This window comes from Paenibacillus sp. FSL R5-0517 (assembly GCF_037974355.1).
Lineage (GTDB): Bacteria > Bacillota > Bacilli > Paenibacillales > Paenibacillaceae > Paenibacillus.
This window is the reverse complement of the sequence record NZ_CP150235.1, coordinates 3957435-3974988: the sequence shown is the minus strand read 5'-3', so window position 1 is coordinate 3974988 and position 17554 is coordinate 3957435. Positions and strand designations below refer to the sequence as shown.

The following is a 17554-nucleotide window of genomic DNA, read 5'->3' as shown; positions in this document are numbered from 1 at the left end:
TCCACATTGGGTCAAATGAATTATATGCGAATGTAAGATTCCAGAAACATATTCAATTCAGATACGCCATCTGGGCGAATACTGTATTTCTCTTTACGGTTGCTTCCGAGCAGATGAGTTCGCAGCAGACCTGCGATGCGCAGCGCCATCACCTGATCTTTGACCGTATCTTCGTCTTTGCCCAATTCTTCACACATCTCAGCAAGAGACTTGGGTTCATCCGATACGTAACGAAGCAGGCGAAGTCTTTCGGGATCAGCCAGTGCATGGGTGAATCGTAAAAGGCATGTTGGCGGCTGATCTTCATTTTCTTCAGGTGCATCTACCGGATACTGCATAATCATCATTCCCTCATAGAAGCAGTACATATTAATAGGGCGATTGTGCACCGTTGGAAACAGGATAACTTCGTTCAATCCAGGCATCGGTTCAACAAGAACGCCCGCTGTAGCATATTCAATAAGCAGTTCAGAGCCCATTTTATCAAGCAAAATGCGTTTTTCCTCGGCATCTTCTTCCAGCCATACACGCTGATCTTCGCTCATATTCTGGCAGTAGTGTTCATCCCATAGTCGCAATAATGGGACATAACTGTTCCGAATGCGTGTAGATTCTTCTATTGTAAGTGCGGGCAGAAGAGGAGACACACGTGCATATAAGTCTTCCGCTGTCATTCCGGCAAGCATGTCCAGGAAATCACGATTCTCTGATGTGTCATTTTGATATGCTGCCCATGCAAACAAAACATCAAAATCATCAAAAGGCCAAGTGGCAGCAGGTGCGAGCGCAGCTCGTACATTGGAACTTAGTTTGCCTTCCACTTCCAGAATCCATTCAGGACCAATATCCAGATGCTGAATCCATTTTTTCGTGACATAAACCAGAAAGCTGTTAAGCATTTCATATATCGGTGAAACATCAATTTTCACATGATAAGCCATAATGTTGCAGAATCCTCCCGTCACATCTAAATGTACGCAGCGACTTAACTACTATTATGGCTTGTTTTGCAGGGCGTTGTCCACTATAATGTTCAAGTCCGGGGCAAAGCCCTGGTCTATGAATAGCAGTTTAAAACCATATGTATAACATACGAAAGTCGTCAGCGATGGCGATTTTTCTTTGTGTGCTTGCAGGAGGAATGAATTCGTGTCATCGATTACTCGTCCCAAACGATCACACTCGACAGCCAATTATCTGATTCTGATTACGGTTATTGTGGTGGCGGGCATAAGTCAAGGGCTTTTGCTTCCTGTGCTTTCGATTTTTTTGGAGCAAAAAGGGGTTTCACCAGGTTTAAACGGATTAAACGCTGCCGCCTTGTACGTTGGTTCATTTGCCATGACGTTAGTTGCGGAGCGACTACTGGGTGCATTGGGGTTCAAAAAGCTGATTGTAGGCGGCCTGTTATTGGTCATGGTTCCTTTGATCCTGTTTCCTTATTTACCGGATATTAAAATATGGTTCATTTTACGTCTGGTCGTTGGAATAGGAGATAGCGCACTACATTATGCGGCCCAGCTCTGGGTGCTGCTTGTTACTGCACCTGAAAAGCGTGGACGTTACATATCGTTATATGGCATGTCCTACGGTCTCGGATTCAGTATTGGTCCTCTCGGAATAAAGCTGCTTGGCTTCGGTGATGCTGTCCCTTTCTGGGTCTTGTTCATCTGTATTGCAGCAGTACTTATCCTAGTATTAATGAAGCTTCCGGATACGAAACCGGAAAAAGCAGAGCATGGCCAACTGCCGGAACGTCGCTTCCGTCGCAGTCTGGCATGGGCCTGGTATGCACTTTTACCAGCACTCTTATACGGATATATGGAGGCCGGTATGAATAGCAACTTCCCCGTGTACGGCCTTCGGATTGGATTCGATACCAATCAGATTTCATCGTTGCTTCCATTTATCGGTATTGGAGGTTTGTTCCTTCAATTGCCCCTCGGAATGTTGAGTGACCGATATGGGCGTAAGAAGATATTGATGTTTGCGGGCATCAGTGGGGGGATTGTATTCATGCTGGTTCCTGTTGCAGGTACGCACTTCTGGTGGACACTTGTATTGTTAACGATCGCAGGTGGTCTGGTCGGTTCCTTTTTCTCATTGGGCTTGGCCTATGCCGCAGACATTTTGCCTAAAGTGTTGCTGCCCGCAGCCAACGTGGTGGCATCCTTTCATTTCACGATTGGAAGCATTATCGGACCGAATCTGGGTGGTCAGATGATCAACTGGATCTCACCCGGAAGTATGTTCACACTGCTTGGAATCATGTACCTTCTTTTTGGTGTGGCAGGTATATTATTTCGTCGTAAACCTGAGTTCGAATCTGTGTTAAAATAGAAGCTGGTGTTCGCATGGAAATTGATGTCCATTTCCGAGTACACTAGTGGTAGGGAAAAACATGGACAAGAGGAGACATCGCGATGATCAGAGTAGAGAACTTGAGTAAATCCGTTGGCGTGGACCGCGTTCCCGTTCTGCGGGATATTCGATTTGATATGCAACAAGGTGAGATGATTGCTGTCGTTGGTTCAAGCGGCAGCGGTAAGAGCATGTTGCTTAAATGTTTGGCCATGATGGAAAAATGGGATTCTGGCCGATTCACGGTGGATGGTGCCGAGATCTTGAAAGAAGGCTGGTCTGGAAAACGGAAAATCAAACGGGAATGGGCATACTTGGAGCAAAATCCTGAGTTATTCCCCAGACGTACAGCTCTTAAAAATGTATTAATCGGGCGATCGGGTCAGACTCCAGTATGGAGAATGGTAACCGGTATGGTACGTTCCGATGATTATATGGGTGCTATGGATTATCTCGAAGGATTGGGATTACTCGATAAGGCACATCAAATCGCAGAAAAGCTTAGTGGTGGCGAGAAGCAGCGTGTTGCCATTGCAAGAGCACTTGCTCATGGTGCCAAAGTGGTTCTGGCCGACGAACCTGTGATTGGTCTTGACCCTCACACGGCAGATTCGGTGCTGGAAACATTGCGCAAATTATGTAAAGAAGAACGTGCTACAGTCATTGCAGTACTGCCTATTGAGCTTGCTGAGAAACATGCCACGCGGATCTGGGGATTGGCAGAAGGCAAGATTGCTTTTGATATTCGTGGACGGAGACTGACGCAGCAAGAAAAAAACCAGATTTAAACTATTGAAAAGAGTGATGAGATTGTTTAATTCACGGTGGGGACGCTTCATTGCAGCAGGAACTATGGCAATTATGCTTGGTTCTGTTCTGAGCGGATGCACAGTCATAAGTGACCCCAAGGGTTTGATGAGAAAACCAATGATGTCCACAGATAAGGAAAAACTATACAACGTGGTTCAGCTTAAATTACCACCAGAGAGCACCTTGATCCGTCCCAAGGATATGAATAACACCAGTATGATTCGGGTAGAAGACCTGAATGGGGATGGAACTCGAGAAGCAATTGTCTTTTATGAGACACCAAACGAGAATGTGCGAATCCATGGCATGATTTTGGAAGAGCAGGGAGGCGCATGGGTTAAAAAGCTTACATTTGATGTGCCGGGAAATGAGCTGCAATCCTTTAAAGTATTGGATATTACGAATGATGGGAATCCGGATATTATTCTTGGTGTAAGTTTACAGGAGCAGAAAGCTTTGACTGCCTACTCTTATAAAGGCGGGGCGCTGGAGCAGGTTCTGGGCGGAGTACCATATAACCAGTATATTATTGATGATGCGCAGGGAAACACGCTGGATTTGAGTGGGGACGGCAAGAGCGATTTTGTTATCATTTCGCTCAACAACAGCGGCTTTGCAACCACTGCTTTATATCAGTATGAAGATGGCAGCTTCAAGGAAGTTGATCGGGTGCAGACCGATTATACGGTTAAAGAAGTTTATAGTGCTCTTGGTGGAGAGATCTCCAAAGGACAAATGGGGATTGTACTGGATATTGAGCTGGATGATCGGAGTTCCTTCTCGCAAATCATGTATGTTAAGGATAACAAGTTAATTAATGCTTTTAAATCACCGGATCAAACGTATAGAGATGACAAAATTTTAAGCGGTGATGTCGATAATGATGGTATTATTGAGTTTGGACTTAAAGAGACTCCAAAAGGTTGGGAGCATTACGTTTTTGACTCCAGGTTGTGGTTCTATACCTATTATCAATGGGATGGCAAAGAAGGCAAGAAATTTGTCTCGTTCCAATTCCGGGATGATGCTGATTTATTTCATCTAAATCTCAAGCCAGAGTGGTACGGTAAGATCACTATAGACACCAAATCGGAAAAGGAAAAATATATTCGATTTAAAATGATTGATACGGATGAAACCGTGGCAGAGATCAAATATTTCACCCTTTCCAAGTGGGAACAGGAGAAGGGTAAAAGCTGGAAGGAAATTACGCGTACCAAAGATCGGGTTATTGCTTCACGAGTAGCACAATCAGAGGCGGGTAAAGATGCACTGAGCAATATTTCTCAGCTGAATAGAAAGGGAGAACTTAATGAGTAAAGTACTTATTCTTGAGGATGAAGAATCCATCCGCAGTTTTATAGTGATTAATTTAAAGAGAAACGGATTCGAAGTGCTTGAAGCGGGTGACGGTCATGAAGCGCTTCGCATACTGCAAACAGTACCGGATATTGATCTGGCTCTGCTTGATGTCATGGTACCAGGTATTGATGGATTCGAGGTGTGTCGACGGATCCGTGAAACCAATGAACGTCTGGGCATCATCTTTTTGACCGCGAAAGTTCAGGAGCAGGATAAAGTGTACGCACTCTCCGTTGGTGCAGATGATCACGTAAGCAAGCCTTTCAGCCCAACAGAGTTGATTGCACGTATTCAGTCGTTATTACGCCGTGTGAACGTGCATCGGGAAACTGCGGCGAAGGTTACGTTCCAGTCCGGACCATTTTCGCTGGACCTCATTTCGAAGCAATTTAAGAAACAAAATGAAGCCATTGAGCTGACTCCAACGGAGTTTTCCCTGATTCAGTTTTTCCTGGAAAAAGAGAATACACCGCTCAGCCGCGATGTATTGTTAGATCATGTATGGGGAAAAGAGTACATGGGTGATCCCAAAATTGTGGATGTTAACATTCGTCGTTTGCGTCAAAAAATTGAGAACAATCCTTCCGAGCCCGAATACCTGCAGACTGTATGGGGTCACGGGTACAAATGGAAGGGCCGGGAGCAATGATTAAAAAAGGCATTACACGGCAGATCGTACTACATTATTTCTTTGTAGTTTTTCTTGCTCTGCTGTTGGTCGAATTCGTATTTATGTTAGCAGTGCAAAGGTATTATTATGAAAGTATCTACAATACGATTAGTACCCACATTTCCAATTCAAAGGACTTTTTCGAGCCGATCGCTCGTGAGAATAACACGGAAGATGGCAATAATCTGTCCAGATTAATTGTAAATTTGGCACTGTCCAATACTGAATTGGAAATTTTGGATCTGAACGGGCGTGTATTGGCAAGTTCAACTGCTTTTGAATCCGACCGTGCGGTGCTGCAAACAAGTGATATTATGCAGGCTTTGAACGGGGATATGGGGCGCTGGATTGGAAGACAACCAGGTACTGGAGAATCTGTCATGGCCGTTTCACATAAGTTTGATCTTGGCGGCGAAAATACGTATGTTATTCGGTACCTTACATCGCTTGAAAATGTGAACTCCAAACTACTGAATATGGGAATGCTTGCAATTGCGGTCGGTATTGGCGTGCTTGCTATCGTTTTGATCATTAGTATTGGGATGGCGAATTCCATTGTACGTCCAATCAACAACATCACCGCAGTCTCTGCCCAAATGGCCAGAGGACGGCTGGATGTCAGGGTAAAGGGGAATTACAAGCACGAACTGGGCGAATTGGCATCAACACTTAATTTCATGGCACATGAGATTGTGCGCAGCAATCAGATCAAGGATGATTTTATCTCGTCGATCTCCCATGAATTAAGAACACCGCTGACCAGTATCAAGGGCTGGAGCGAGACACTGGACTCAGGCGGTTATGATCCGGAAGAAACCCGTATCGGCATGGGTATCATTTCCAAAGAAACCGAACGATTGATTGGACTGGTCGAAGAGATGCTGGATTTCTCCAAATTGCAGCAGAATCAGATGAAGCTGGTTAAAGGAACGGTCAACATACGTGAAATTGTGCAGGAAACGATGTTGAATGTCTGGGCCAAAGCGGAACAAAAACAGGTTCATCTGAAGCTGGAAACAGACGAGACTCGAGCTTATAATGTCCATGGAGACGGGAATCGACTGAAACAAGTCTTTTTAAACATTGTAGATAATGCGATCAAATTTTCACATGAGAATTCCTGGATTTTCTTGTCTGTTAAAGAAGAGAATGGTCAGATTATTGCAGCGGTTCAAGACACCGGTATCGGAATTAGTGAAGAACACCTGATTAAAGTACGGGATCGCTTCTTCCAGGTCAATCATCAAAATGGGGGAACGGGACTGGGACTTGCGATTACGCAAGAACTGGTTGAACTGCATGAGGGAACAATTACGATGCAGAGTGAACTTGGATCGGGTACAATCGTTACGGTGACGTTACCGGCTGTGGCTGATGAGACGGGTACAGAAGAATCTGTAACGCAGTCTGGTGATCATGCATTGCCTGAAGAACGAGCAGCAAGTGATGTAAAATTGGATCAGGAAAAGTCTTAAGCTTGAATCCATTTGCGATCACCGACCAGGTCTGCTTCACAATATTCATATCAATATCAAAAAGGCGAGCCATCCAAGGCTCGCCTTTTTTGTATAACGTTTATTTCATTATGAAGAAAGTTCACCAGCGCGCAAGCGCCCACTTTTTTCATATACTTCTTTCAACATACGAACGGGTTGCGTACGGACAGCCGGTTTGGCAGAGACGACCTCGTTAGGTCCAACGACAACAATTTCATCCGCTGTACCCTTCACAATTGCACCGTCTTTGATAATTGCACCTTCACCGATGATGGCGCGTTCGATGTGAACCCCACGGCCTATACGTGCGTTAGGCATAACGACACTGTCTTTAACCTCAGAGCCTTTACCTACTTCAGCGCCGCAGAAGATAACGGAACGTTCTGCACGACCTTCGATGGCACAAGAGTCATGAATCATGGAAGCTAACTGTTCGATCTTCGCATTTCTGGCTTTGTAAGCACTTGGCTTGGAACGCCAGCCGCGAGTAAACATCGGCCAGTTTTCTTTTTGCAGACTCCAGTTCTCATCGTTGTAGAGCAGGTCCATATGGGCATCCCACAGACTCTTAACTGTACCGACATCTTTCCAATACCCATTAAAGTTATAGACAAAAAGGGGATTGTTTTCGTTCAACATCTGTGGAATAACATCTTTACCGAAGTCATGGCTGGACTCAGGGTTAGCAGCATCTTCCAATAGATGGCGCTTCAAGTACTCCCATTTGAACATGTAAATGCCCATTGAAGCCAGATTACTTTTTGGTTCAGCCGGCTTCTCGGCAAATTCTGTTACACGCAGATCAGCATCGGCAGCCATAATGCCAAAACGATGTGCTTCGTCCCAAGGAACTTCCATAACTGAAATCGTTGCTGCGGCATTATTGGCCTGATGAGCCTCCAACATATCACGATAATTCATATGATAAATATGGTCACCCGACAAAATTAGAACATTTTCGGGGTTTTGTTGATCAATATAGTCAATATTTTTATAAATAGCATCCGCCGTTCCCAAGTATTCGTCATTTCCTGTATGATAAGATGGAAGTAAGGAAATTCCTGCCTCATTTGAGTTGCCATGTCCCCATGGTTCTCCTCCACCAATATGATCATGTAACGATTCCGCTTGGTACTGCGTCAATACTCCTACAGTATCGATCCCTGAGTTTACGCAGTTACTGAGAGGAAAATCGATGATCCGGTAGTGCCCGCCAAACGGTACAGCGGGTTTTGCGATACTCGAGGTTAAAGGGGCTAATCGCTTCCCTTCTCCTCCCGCCAACAGCATAGCGATGCAATCTTTATTAAACATAATCGTTTCCCTCCCAAAATATTGTGCATTGTAGTACATCATTAACGCAAAGTAGAACAATTGAAACTATTGTTGCTGTAAAAATTCAGAAAAAATACAACATTTTCTAAAGCACCGCATTTTTCTTTTCAACTTGGCTAGAATGGGGTAATGGTAACTGTTATATCTATTTTCTTGAGAAGAAGGTGATCTCTTGGCCATTCAACCGTTAGCACATCCGGATATATTGCCGGAGCATATTTATTTATTTCATGAAGGAAACCTTCATCACAGTTATCGAATGTTGGGCGCACAGCCTGAGACTTGCGATGGCCTTCAGGGGTATCGCTTTACCGTATGGGCGCCAAATGCCGCAGAAGTAGGACTGGCTCTGGACCGCAATGAATGGAAAGGCGAAAAGGAACCTTTATATAAGATACCCGAATCAGGATTTTGGAGTCGTTTTTTTCCGGAAATCAGTGAAGGAACTTTATACAAGTTCCGAATATTAACGGAAGATGGCACAGAATTGCTCAAAGCGGACCCATACGCGTTTCAAGCAGAGGTTCGACCTCAGACAGCTTCTGTCACCAGTTCAATCGAAGGGTATAAATGGAATGATGGAGCCTGGAGACGCAAACAACGTACCATGTATAACAAACCTCTACATATTTACGAAATGCATATGGGAACCTGGAGGCGAAAAGAAGACGGAAGCCTCTATAATTATCGCGAGATGGCTGATTTACTTGTTCCTTACTTATTAGAAATGAAATATACACATGTTGAAATGATGCCCCTCAGTGAACATCCATACGACCTTTCGTGGGGATACCAAAACACAGGATTTTACGCGCCAACCAGTCGTTATGGGCATCCGAAAGATCTGATGTACCTGGTGGATACATTACATCAGGCTGGGATTGGCGTATTGCTGGATTGGGTTCCTGCACATTTTGCCAAAGACGCTCATGGGCTGCGTATGTTTGATGGTACGCCTTTGTATGAGTATGCAGATCCGATGTTAGCGGAGAAGCCGGGTTGGGGTACACTCAGCTTTGACTACTCGAAACCTGAAATTCGTTCATTTCTGATCTCCAATGCATTATATTGGATGGAGATGTATCATTTTGACGGACTCCGTGTTGATGCAGTTACGAGTATGCTTCGGCTTGATTTTGAGAAGCAGCCAGGACAATATCGTACCAATGATGAAGGTGGTCTTGAAAACAAAGAGGCTGTAGCTTTCTTACAGCAGCTAAATGAGACGGTGTTTAAGTATTTCCCTTATGCATTGATGATGGCTGAAGAATCAAGTGCATGGCCAATGGTGACTTTACCAGTACATGAAGGTGGTCTGGGCTTTAACTACAAATGGAACATGGGCTGGATGAATGACACGCTTGATTACATGGAATCTGATTTTCATGAACGTCCTTCCAAACATCATTTGCTGACTTTCCCGGTCGTATACTCCTTTGCTGAAAATTATGTGCTTCCTCTGTCTCATGACGAGGTTGTTCATGGCAAAAAGTCGCTCCTCGACAAGATGCCAGGAACCTATGAGCAGAAATTTGCTGGCATGCGTGCTTTTCTGGGCTATTTTATGACTTTCCCAGGGAAAAAGCTGTTGTTTATGGGTGGAGAATTTGGCCAGTTCATCGAATGGAAAGATGAGGATCAACTGGACTGGTTCTTGCTGGATTATGACAGTCACCGCAATTTACATCAGTTTGAGCGTGAGCTGTCTAACCTGTACTTGAGCGAAAAAGCTTTGTGGGAGCTTGATCATTCCTTGGACGGTTATGAATGGATCACTCCGGATGATCAGGACCAGAGTGTCATTTCATATGTACGCAAAGGAAAAAAACCTGCGGATACACTCCTTGTGCTCATAAACTTTCAGCCGGTCAAGCGGGAGCGTTACCGGATTGGTGTCATGCGTCCCGGTATGTATACCGAAGTTCTGAACAGTGACCATTCCGTCTACGGCGGTTCAGGCATTACTAATGATATGCAACTGCCTACCGAAAAGATTCCTTTTCATGGGCATCCGCATAGTCTTGAATTAGTTTTGCCTCCGCTGAGCATTGTGATTCTAAAAAAGAACACGCGTCGGAAAACGGATGAATCGCCTGCGAGTATTACTTCCGTCAGTTCAACAACGAAAAATAAGAAAGAAAACAACACGCTAAAGCCGAAGAGGAGGACAAAGGCATGAATATTCTATTTGCTGCTGCTGAAGTACATCCATTTATCAAAACAGGTGGCCTTGCTGACGTAATCGGTGCTCTCCCTTTCGCATTAAAGAAGAACGGGGCAGACGTGCGGGTGATTATGCCTAAATACAAAGGGATTCCTGATGAATATAAAGAGGCATTGCAACCAGTCATCACAACTGATGTGCCTCTTGGTTGGCGCAGACCTTATTGTGGAATAGAAATGCTGGTTTATGATGGAATTCCAGTTTATTTTGTGGATAATGAGTATTATTTTGGTCGTGATGGAGTGTACGGGTATATGGATGACGGCGAGCGTTTCGCCTTCTTCAACCGTGCAGTTCTCGAAGTGTTGCCACAGATTGAGTTCAAACCTGACGTGCTGCACAGTCATGACTGGCATGCAGGAATGATTCCTTTGGTACTTGAAGCCCATTACAGACATGATTCATTCTACAGTGATATTCGTACGGTATTCACCATACATAACTTGTTGTACCAAGGGGTATTCCCGCATGAGTTATTCAGTGAAATCCTTGAGTTGGACGATCGATATTTCACCGTAGATGGAGCCGAATATTATGGTAATGTCAATTTCCTGAAAGCAGGAATTGTGTATGCTGACCATGTGACAACTGTGAGCCCAACATATGCTCAGGAGGTGCAAACCTCTTATTATGGATACGGATTGGACGGACTGCTAAGTTCACTTGGAGATCGTTTCAGCGGGATTGTGAACGGGATTGATACCAAGAGCTACAACCCGGCAACGGACACCAAAATTCCAGTGAAATACAGAACGAGTCTGGCCAAGAAAACGGAGAACAAAATTGAGCTGCAAAAGGAACTTGGGCTTCCAGTTCGTCCCGATGTACCTCTCATGGTGATGGTGACAAGGCTCGTGGACTCAAAGGGGCTTGATCTGGTCTGCCGTATCCTGGATGAATTGTTGTACTATGATGACATTCAATTCGCTGTACTGGGAACAGGAGAGCCAACGTATGAACACTGGTTCCGTGAAGCCGCTAATCGTTATCCGCTCAAAATGTCTGCCCAGATCACGTTTAACGATGGGTTATCCCGCCGCTTCTATGCAGGGAGTGATATCTTCCTGATGCCATCGAGGTTCGAACCATGTGGTATTAGTCAGTTACTGGCTCTGCGGTATGGGAGTGTGCCTCTGGTAAGGGAAACGGGGGGGCTGAATGATACTGTGCAGGCATACAATGAGTATACTGGAGAAGGGAATGGATTCTCATTCACTAGCTTTAATGCACATGACATGATGAATACCATTCGACGTGCCGAGGAAATCTACAAACAGCCAGAACATTGGAAGAAGATTGTGAAAAATGCAATGAGCGGGGAATACAGCTGGAACGTCTCAGCTGAAGAATATATGGACATATATCGCCGGATCACACATGAGCCTGTAAACTGATGTAATCCTGAATGAGTCGCAGCATATCATGCTGCGGCTTTTTTTAAACTAATAAACAAAAACACTTCCTAAGTTCAGAATGAAAGTCAGCATCTGAGACAGTGGAAGTGTTTTCTCTTTTTTTATATGTCTGAATATAAACTTCAATAGTGTTGGATGTTTGTCTGATCAAGCTGTCTATACAAAATGCGGTACCCATACGGGTCAAGTTTAATATTCATCATTCCATCGGTTGGAAATACAGGCTCTTCGGTTAATGCATCCTTCCAGTCTTTCGTTTCCATGGGATGAGAAAGCGTTCGATCTTGAGGTGTATTATTCATCCATACGGTAAAGTGAAGGTTGTCATCCACACGCTCGTACACAATACAGGGATCATGGTGATCCGCCTTAAGGAAACGGAAGCGTCCTTTACGCAGGGCTTCATTGCTTTTACGTAAATCAATCATCAGACGATAGAAATCATACAGTTCTCTGTCTTGCTTGGCGGGGGCCCATTCCATACATTTTCGACAATCTGGATCAGCATCACCACTAATTCCCACCTCATCGCCGTAGAAAATACAGGGTGTACCGATATAGGTGAAAAGAAATACAACCGACAACTTTAAACGGCGTTTGTCTTCTCCTAACCGGGTCAGCAGTCGTGGGGTATCATGGCTGCACAGCATATTGAAGATGACTTCGTTGGTTTGTTGTGGATAGCGCATAATCAGTGAACCCATCTCATTGGCAAAGTTATAACCATCCATTGAACCACAGAAGAACTGAAGCACTTTGTCGGCAAATGGGTAATTCATGACGGAATCGAATTGATCACCCATAAGCCAGGTTAAGGAGTCGCTCCATACTTCACCAACAATATAGGCTTCCGGATTCGCCGCCTTAACAACCTTGCGAAAATCACGCCAGAAATGGTTGTCCACTTCATTGGCTACATCCAGACGCCAGCCATCTAGCTTGATTTCCTTAATCCAGTACTCTGCTACATCAAGTAGATATGCTTTAACCTCTGGGTTGGCTGTATTGAACTTGGGCATGTTGCCATAGAAACCAAATGTATCGTAGGTAGGGATACCGTCTTTGATCTGAATCGGATATTCATTGATGTGGAACCAGCCGGCATACTTTGAGTTTTTTCCATTCTGGAGAACGTCTTGAAAAGGAGGGAAGTCTTCACTGCAATGGTTAAACACAGCGTCAAGCATCACTCGGATACCCAGACGATGGCATTCTTCTGTCAATTGTTTGAGCAGGGCATTGTCACCAAAATGAGGGTCGACTTTTTTATAGTCTATTGTGTCGTATTTGTGATAGGAATTGGCTTGGAATAGCGGGGTAAAGTAAATGGCGTTCACGCCAAGTTCGGTCAAGTCATGCAAATGATCCAGCACACCTGGCAGATCTCCACCAAAAAAATTGTCCAACTCCGGTTTGCCACCCCATTCATGCGTTTCTGGAGGATTCAGCTTGGGATCACCATTAGCAAACCGTTCAGTCATGATCTGATAAAAGACGGCTTCTTTGGCCCATTCAGGTACCTTAAACACATCGATTTCATGTATATACGAGAACTCATAATATCCTCCGGTTGGATAGGGGAGCTCATAATGAATTCCGTTATCGGCAAGAAAAACATCTTCCGAACCGGCGGTTATTCGAAATATATAGGTGAGACGTTTGAATTGTGGCTTGACGGCAGCCTCCCAATAATCAAACATGCTATCCGCAGCAGCCTTCTCCAGTTGTATTTCCTTATACGTTCCGTTCCAATTGTACTTATCTCCGGTCAGTGCAGTCACGTATTGCACATCATTTCGTTTGGTTCGTACACGCAGATGTATGGTAGACGAATTATAGGCATAAGCCCACTTGTCACGAGGAACATGATACATGGCTTCGAGCAGCATGACAGCACCTCCTCAATATAGGATAAGTTATGAAAACCGGTCTTTTTGAACACGTACTTATATCAATAAATAACCAAGTTAGCCAGCAAATGAACCACATTTACTGTAATAAAATGAATTATTTTCATCGTTTTCAAAGGTTTCTTTCACAGCATCTCCAGCTTCTTGCTGAATATACGTACAGCTAATTAAGAAAAAGGCACCCTGAAACAGCTTGGAATTCAAGTCTGTTTAGGGTGCCTATATCACATGTTGATTAGATTCTTAGCGAATAGCTTGCTCGAATTCCGTTCGGATGGTTTGAAGCAGTTCTGGCTGACTGAGTACGTCGTAGGCTGTTGTAGCAAGTGCTTTTGCTCCCAGAATCATGCCATCCAGCGCGCGGTCCTGAAGTGCAAGATCACGGAAGGCAATGGAGTGCAGGGTATGAACTTCATCCACTACACGGATGTAGGGGTGGATTGCGGGACATTTCAGGGAAACGTTACCGATGTCCATGGAGCCATGATCGTTACCACTCACAATCTCTTCTTGCGGGATACCGAGTTCCATCAGATTTTGACTAAATGCCGCTGAGAATGCCTCATTGGTGACCATCTCGTCATAGGACGTTTCATAGTTGGATGTCACGAGCTTGCAACCTGTCTGCAGCGCAGAACCTTCAGCGATCTGAATCACACGTTCAGTGAGGATATTCAGTTCTTTACGGGTTGCAGCACGCACATAAAATTGTGCAGAAGCGTAGTCAGGAATGATGTTTGCTGCCTGACCTCCGTTATTGATCACACCGTGAATCCGAACGGTACTTTTCACTTGTTGCCGGAATGCATTGATTCCGTTGAACGTTTGAATGACGGCATCCAGAGCATTAATGCCTTCATGCGGACTTGCGGCAGCATGTGAAGATCGACCATGAAATTCAAATTGAACAGCATCAATCGCCAGCGAGCTGCCTGACTTTTCGTAGGCATAGTATGGATGCGCCATAAGGGCAACATCGCAGTCATCGAACAAGCCTGCTTCCGCCATCGGAACTTTGGCACCACGAGTCTCTTCAGCAGGTGTGCCAAACACTTTAATTGTTCCACCTACTTCATCCAGAATGGCCTTAAGCCCAACAGCAGCTCCAAGACTCATCATGCAGATCAGATGGTGACCACAAGCGTGACCGATCTCCGGCAGCGCGTCATATTCGCACAATAATGCAATGGTAGGGCCGGGTTTGGCGGCGGAATACGTTCCGATAAAGGCTGTCTCCAGTCCAAGAATAGGAGCCTCTACAGTGAAACCATGATAGAGAAGTTCTTCTTTCAAACGGGCAGAAGCGAGATACTCTTCATTTCCCAGTTCGGGATTCGCACCGATATATGATGAAATGGCTTTAAAACGGGAAGCATATTGATCAATAACCGTAAGAATTTGTGATTTTTTAGATGTCATTGGTAAACTCCTTATGCGTAATGAAAATAATTCATTGATTATATCATGTTTGCTTTATTTTTTCAGAAACAAGTCAAGATTTGTAATTTCAAAATGCATTGCATAATCATGCATTGTACTTTATAATGACTCAGTCATCAACATGAGAAGCATACAATGTACTGTAAGGGGAGAAAAAGGTTGAAATTGATAAGTCGTTACACCATGATGCTGTTGACCTTTGTTATTCTGCTGACGACTGCCGTTCCTGTGGCATTGGCAAGTGGAACTACAGATAATTCAAGCAGTAAAAAGCTGGTGCTCGGTACAAGTGCCGATTTTGCACCATATGAATTCCATAAAGTGATTAATGGTAAAGATGAAATCGTTGGTTTTGATATTGAGATCGCCAAAGAGATTGCCAAAGATCTTGGCGCTGAGCTTGTAATTGAGGATATGGGCTTCGACGGTCTTCTGCCTTCATTGCAGAGCGGGCGTGTTGATCTGGTGATTTCAGGTATGACGCCGACGGATGAGCGGAAGAAAAGTATCGATTTTTCCGACACCTACTATAAATCAAAACAAGTGATTATGGTTCGCAATGTGGATAAAGACAAATATCCAACCATGACCGAACTTGAAAATGCGAAGATTGGCGTTCAGAAAGGCTCCATTCAGGAAACGATCGGACAGAGTATTCCAGGAGCGAAGCTTACTGCGCTTGATAAAATCTCGGATATCGTGCTTCAACTGCAAACCAAACGTATTGACGCGGCAATCGTAGAAGATACCGTGGCTGCAGGTTATCTGGACGATATCATTGGACTTGCTGCTGCTGTTCCGGACGAAGAGCAAGCAGAAGCGGCAATCGGGATTCGTAAAGGCAATACCGAGCTGCTAGCAGCCGTAAATGGAACACTGGAGCGATTGAAAAGCGAAGATAAAATCAATCAGATGGTGACGGACGCCAGCCTCTTGATGGCGGACAAAGCAAACAAATCACAAAATATTTTCCAAGTATTCTGGCAGTACAAAAGTTTCTATGCTACAGGTATAGGCTACACACTTCTGTTGTCTGCACTTGGGGTTATCTTCGGGGTAATTATTGGATTGATCATCTGTTTGTTCCGTTTGCATGACGCTGCAATTTTGCGGTGGATCGGTACTGCTTACGTTGAAGTGATCCGTGGTACACCAATGCTGGTACAATTAATGATCATTTACTATGGTTTTTCCCTAAGCTTTGGCATTAACTTCACTGCACTTCAGGCAGGTATCATTACACTTTCAATTAATAGTGGTGCTTATCTGGCAGAGATTTTCCGTGCAGGTATTCAAGGTGTGGATCGGGGTCAGTTGGAAGCAGCTCGTTCCCTGGGAATGGGTAGAGGGGCAGCAATGCGTTATATTATTTTACCGCAAGCCTTCAAAGCTGTATTACCGGCCATCGGTAATGAATTTATAACCATCATCAAAGAATCCTCCATTATCTCCGTTATCGGTATGGTGGACATTATGTATCAGGCAAGTGTGGTCAAAAACATTACGTACCAAGGCTTGAGTCCATTTTTGATTGCAGCAGCCATCTACTTTGTAATGACGTTCATTTTGTCCAAGCTGCTGGGACGACTGGAAAGGAAGTTGAGTGCAAGTGATAGACGTTAGACAATTACACAAATCTTATGGAAATAACGATGTGCTTAAGGGCATTAACGTGACGATTGGCAAAGGTGAGGTTGTCGTGGTCATCGGTCCTTCCGGTTCAGGGAAAAGTACATTCTTACGTTGTCTGAACCTGCTGGAACAACCTACCTCGGGAGAGATTGATTTTGAAGGCGTGTCAATCACCGATCCGAAGCACAACATTAACGCAACTCGTGAGAAAATGGGTATGGTGTTTCAACATTTCAACCTGTTCCCACACAAAACGGTAGAACAAAACATCACAATCGCTCCGATCAAAGTAAAGAAACAATCCACGCTGGAAGCGGAAAAAATTGCTGCTGATCTGCTTAACACCGTGGGCTTGTACGATAAAAAAGATGTATTCCCGAATCAGCTGTCCGGTGGACAGAAGCAGCGGATCGCCATTGCTAGAGCACTGGCCATGCAGCCGCATGTCATGCTGTTTGACGAGCCTACATCGGCACTGGACCCCGAGATGGTCGGCGAAGTTCTGGATGTCATGAAACGTCTTGCAGAAGGCGGGATGACCATGGTCATCGTAACGCATGAGATGGGGTTTGCACGTGAAGTGGGAGACCGTATCCTGTTCATGGATGGCGGGGTTATTGTGGAAGAGGGAACACCTGATGAGGTGTTTGGAGCACCGAAAAATTCACGTACACGTGACTTCCTTGCGAAAGTACTCTAAATGAATCGATTAAATAGCGTTACTGACTTCGAGTCGGTAACGCTATTTTTTTGTTGAAAATAATTACATATGGGATTCGAAAAGTAACTATTCTGTTACCAAATATATAGCGGATATCTGGCCCAAACACTTTTAGATTATTCAATATTCTTACACGTGCTTATACATGTTGAATCCATTTGGTAAGAATTACTACAAG

General features: G+C 44.5%; 13 protein-coding genes. 9 read left to right on the top strand and 4 right to left on the bottom strand.

Translation table 11 applies throughout. The features are described 5' to 3' along the window. Positions 1 to 20: 20 nt before the first annotated feature. Positions 21 to 941, bottom strand: coding sequence for a helix-turn-helix domain-containing protein (locus tag MKX40_RS17455; protein WP_315935822.1), 921 nt, complete (start codon positions 939 to 941; stop codon positions 21 to 23). 208 nt (positions 942 to 1149) lie between these two features. Here MKX40_RS17455 and MKX40_RS17450 point away from each other — a divergent pair, with 208 nt between their 5' ends. The 5 genes from MKX40_RS17450 to MKX40_RS17430 all read left to right on the top strand — a co-directional run bounded on the left by MKX40_RS17450 (position 1150) and on the right by MKX40_RS17430 (position 6678). Continuing rightward, entirely contained in the window at positions 1150 to 2340 is a 1191-nt protein-coding gene (locus MKX40_RS17450) for an MFS transporter (protein ID WP_339234451.1), read from the top strand. An 83-nt stretch (positions 2341 to 2423) separates the two neighbouring features. Then, positions 2424 to 3149, top strand: a complete 726-nt coding sequence (locus tag MKX40_RS17445; RefSeq protein ID WP_339234447.1) for an ATP-binding cassette domain-containing protein — start codon at positions 2424 to 2426, stop codon at positions 3147 to 3149. 139 nt (positions 3150 to 3288) lie between these two features. Then, positions 3289 to 4491, top strand: a complete 1203-nt coding sequence (locus MKX40_RS17440; RefSeq protein WP_339234445.1) for a hypothetical protein — start codon at positions 3289 to 3291, stop codon at positions 4489 to 4491. Beyond that, complete coding sequence (locus MKX40_RS17435) at positions 4484 to 5182, top strand: response regulator transcription factor (RefSeq protein ID WP_017688086.1); 699 nt, start codon at positions 4484 to 4486, stop codon at positions 5180 to 5182. The genes MKX40_RS17440 and MKX40_RS17435 overlap by 8 nt, the downstream gene beginning before the upstream one ends. Beyond that, the gene (locus tag MKX40_RS17430) at positions 5179 to 6678 is read left to right on the top strand and encodes a HAMP domain-containing sensor histidine kinase (RefSeq protein WP_339234443.1); all 1500 of its coding nucleotides are present in this window, start codon (positions 5179 to 5181) and stop codon (positions 6676 to 6678) included. Before MKX40_RS17435 ends, MKX40_RS17430 begins: the two co-directional genes overlap by 4 nt. A gap of 108 nt (positions 6679 to 6786) precedes the next feature. Here MKX40_RS17430 and MKX40_RS17425 read toward each other — a convergent pair whose 3' ends face one another. Beyond that, positions 6787 to 8013 (bottom strand): glucose-1-phosphate adenylyltransferase, encoded by a 1227-nt coding sequence (locus MKX40_RS17425; RefSeq protein WP_339234441.1) that lies wholly within the window; start codon positions 8011 to 8013, stop codon positions 6787 to 6789. A 193-nt stretch (positions 8014 to 8206) separates the two neighbouring features. On the opposite strand from MKX40_RS17425, the gene glgB reads away from it, so the two are divergent. Both glgB and glgA read left to right on the top strand, forming a co-directional pair. After that, positions 8207 to 10213 (top strand): 1,4-alpha-glucan branching protein GlgB, encoded by a 2007-nt coding sequence (glgB, locus tag MKX40_RS17420; protein WP_339234439.1) that lies wholly within the window; start codon positions 8207 to 8209, stop codon positions 10211 to 10213. Beyond that, entirely contained in the window at positions 10210 to 11652 is a 1443-nt protein-coding gene (gene glgA / locus MKX40_RS17415) for a glycogen synthase GlgA (protein WP_339234437.1), read from the top strand. Before glgB ends, glgA begins: the two co-directional genes overlap by 4 nt. 143 nt (positions 11653 to 11795) lie before the next feature. Here the strand turns inward: glgA and MKX40_RS17410 are convergent, their stop codons facing one another. Together MKX40_RS17410 and MKX40_RS17405 are read right to left on the bottom strand one after the other, a co-directional pair. Next, positions 11796 to 13562, bottom strand: a complete 1767-nt coding sequence (locus MKX40_RS17410; RefSeq protein ID WP_339234435.1) for an alpha-glycosidase — start codon at positions 13560 to 13562, stop codon at positions 11796 to 11798. Positions 13563 to 13826: 264 nt separating this feature from the next. Then, on the bottom strand, positions 13827 to 15002 hold the full coding sequence (locus tag MKX40_RS17405; protein ID WP_339234434.1) for a M20 family metallopeptidase: 1176 nt from the start codon (positions 15000 to 15002) through the stop codon (positions 13827 to 13829). A gap of 180 nt (positions 15003 to 15182) precedes the next feature. Between MKX40_RS17405 and MKX40_RS17400 the strand changes: the two genes are divergently transcribed. Then, on the top strand, positions 15183 to 16646 hold the full coding sequence (locus tag MKX40_RS17400) for an ABC transporter substrate-binding protein/permease (RefSeq protein WP_339234433.1): 1464 nt from the start codon (positions 15183 to 15185) through the stop codon (positions 16644 to 16646). After that, positions 16633 to 17355, top strand: a complete 723-nt coding sequence (locus MKX40_RS17395) for an amino acid ABC transporter ATP-binding protein (RefSeq protein WP_339234430.1) — start codon at positions 16633 to 16635, stop codon at positions 17353 to 17355. The genes MKX40_RS17400 and MKX40_RS17395 overlap by 14 nt, the downstream gene beginning before the upstream one ends. Positions 17356 to 17554 lie beyond the last annotated feature (199 nt).

Coding starts and splice junctions, on each gene's coding strand:
- MKX40_RS17440 (WP_339234445.1), top strand. CDS start 3,289: ATGATGTCCACAGATAAGGAAAAACTATACAACGTGGTTCAGCTTAAA.
- glgA (WP_339234437.1), top strand. CDS start 10,210: ATGAATATTCTATTTGCTGCTGCTGAAGTACATCCATTTATCAAAACA.
- MKX40_RS17425 (WP_339234441.1), bottom strand. CDS start 8,013: ATGTTTAATAAAGATTGCATCGCTATGCTGTTGGCGGGAGGAGAAGGG.
- MKX40_RS17445 (WP_339234447.1), top strand. CDS start 2,424: ATGATCAGAGTAGAGAACTTGAGTAAATCCGTTGGCGTGGACCGCGTT.
- MKX40_RS17455 (WP_315935822.1), bottom strand. CDS start 941: ATGGCTTATCATGTGAAAATTGATGTTTCACCGATATATGAAATGCTT.
- MKX40_RS17405 (WP_339234434.1), bottom strand. CDS start 15,002: ATGACATCTAAAAAATCACAAATTCTTACGGTTATTGATCAATATGCT.
- MKX40_RS17410 (WP_339234435.1), bottom strand. CDS start 13,562: ATGCTGCTCGAAGCCATGTATCATGTTCCTCGTGACAAGTGGGCTTAT.
- MKX40_RS17430 (WP_339234443.1), top strand. CDS start 5,179: ATGATTAAAAAAGGCATTACACGGCAGATCGTACTACATTATTTCTTT.
- MKX40_RS17435 (WP_017688086.1), top strand. CDS start 4,484: ATGAGTAAAGTACTTATTCTTGAGGATGAAGAATCCATCCGCAGTTTT.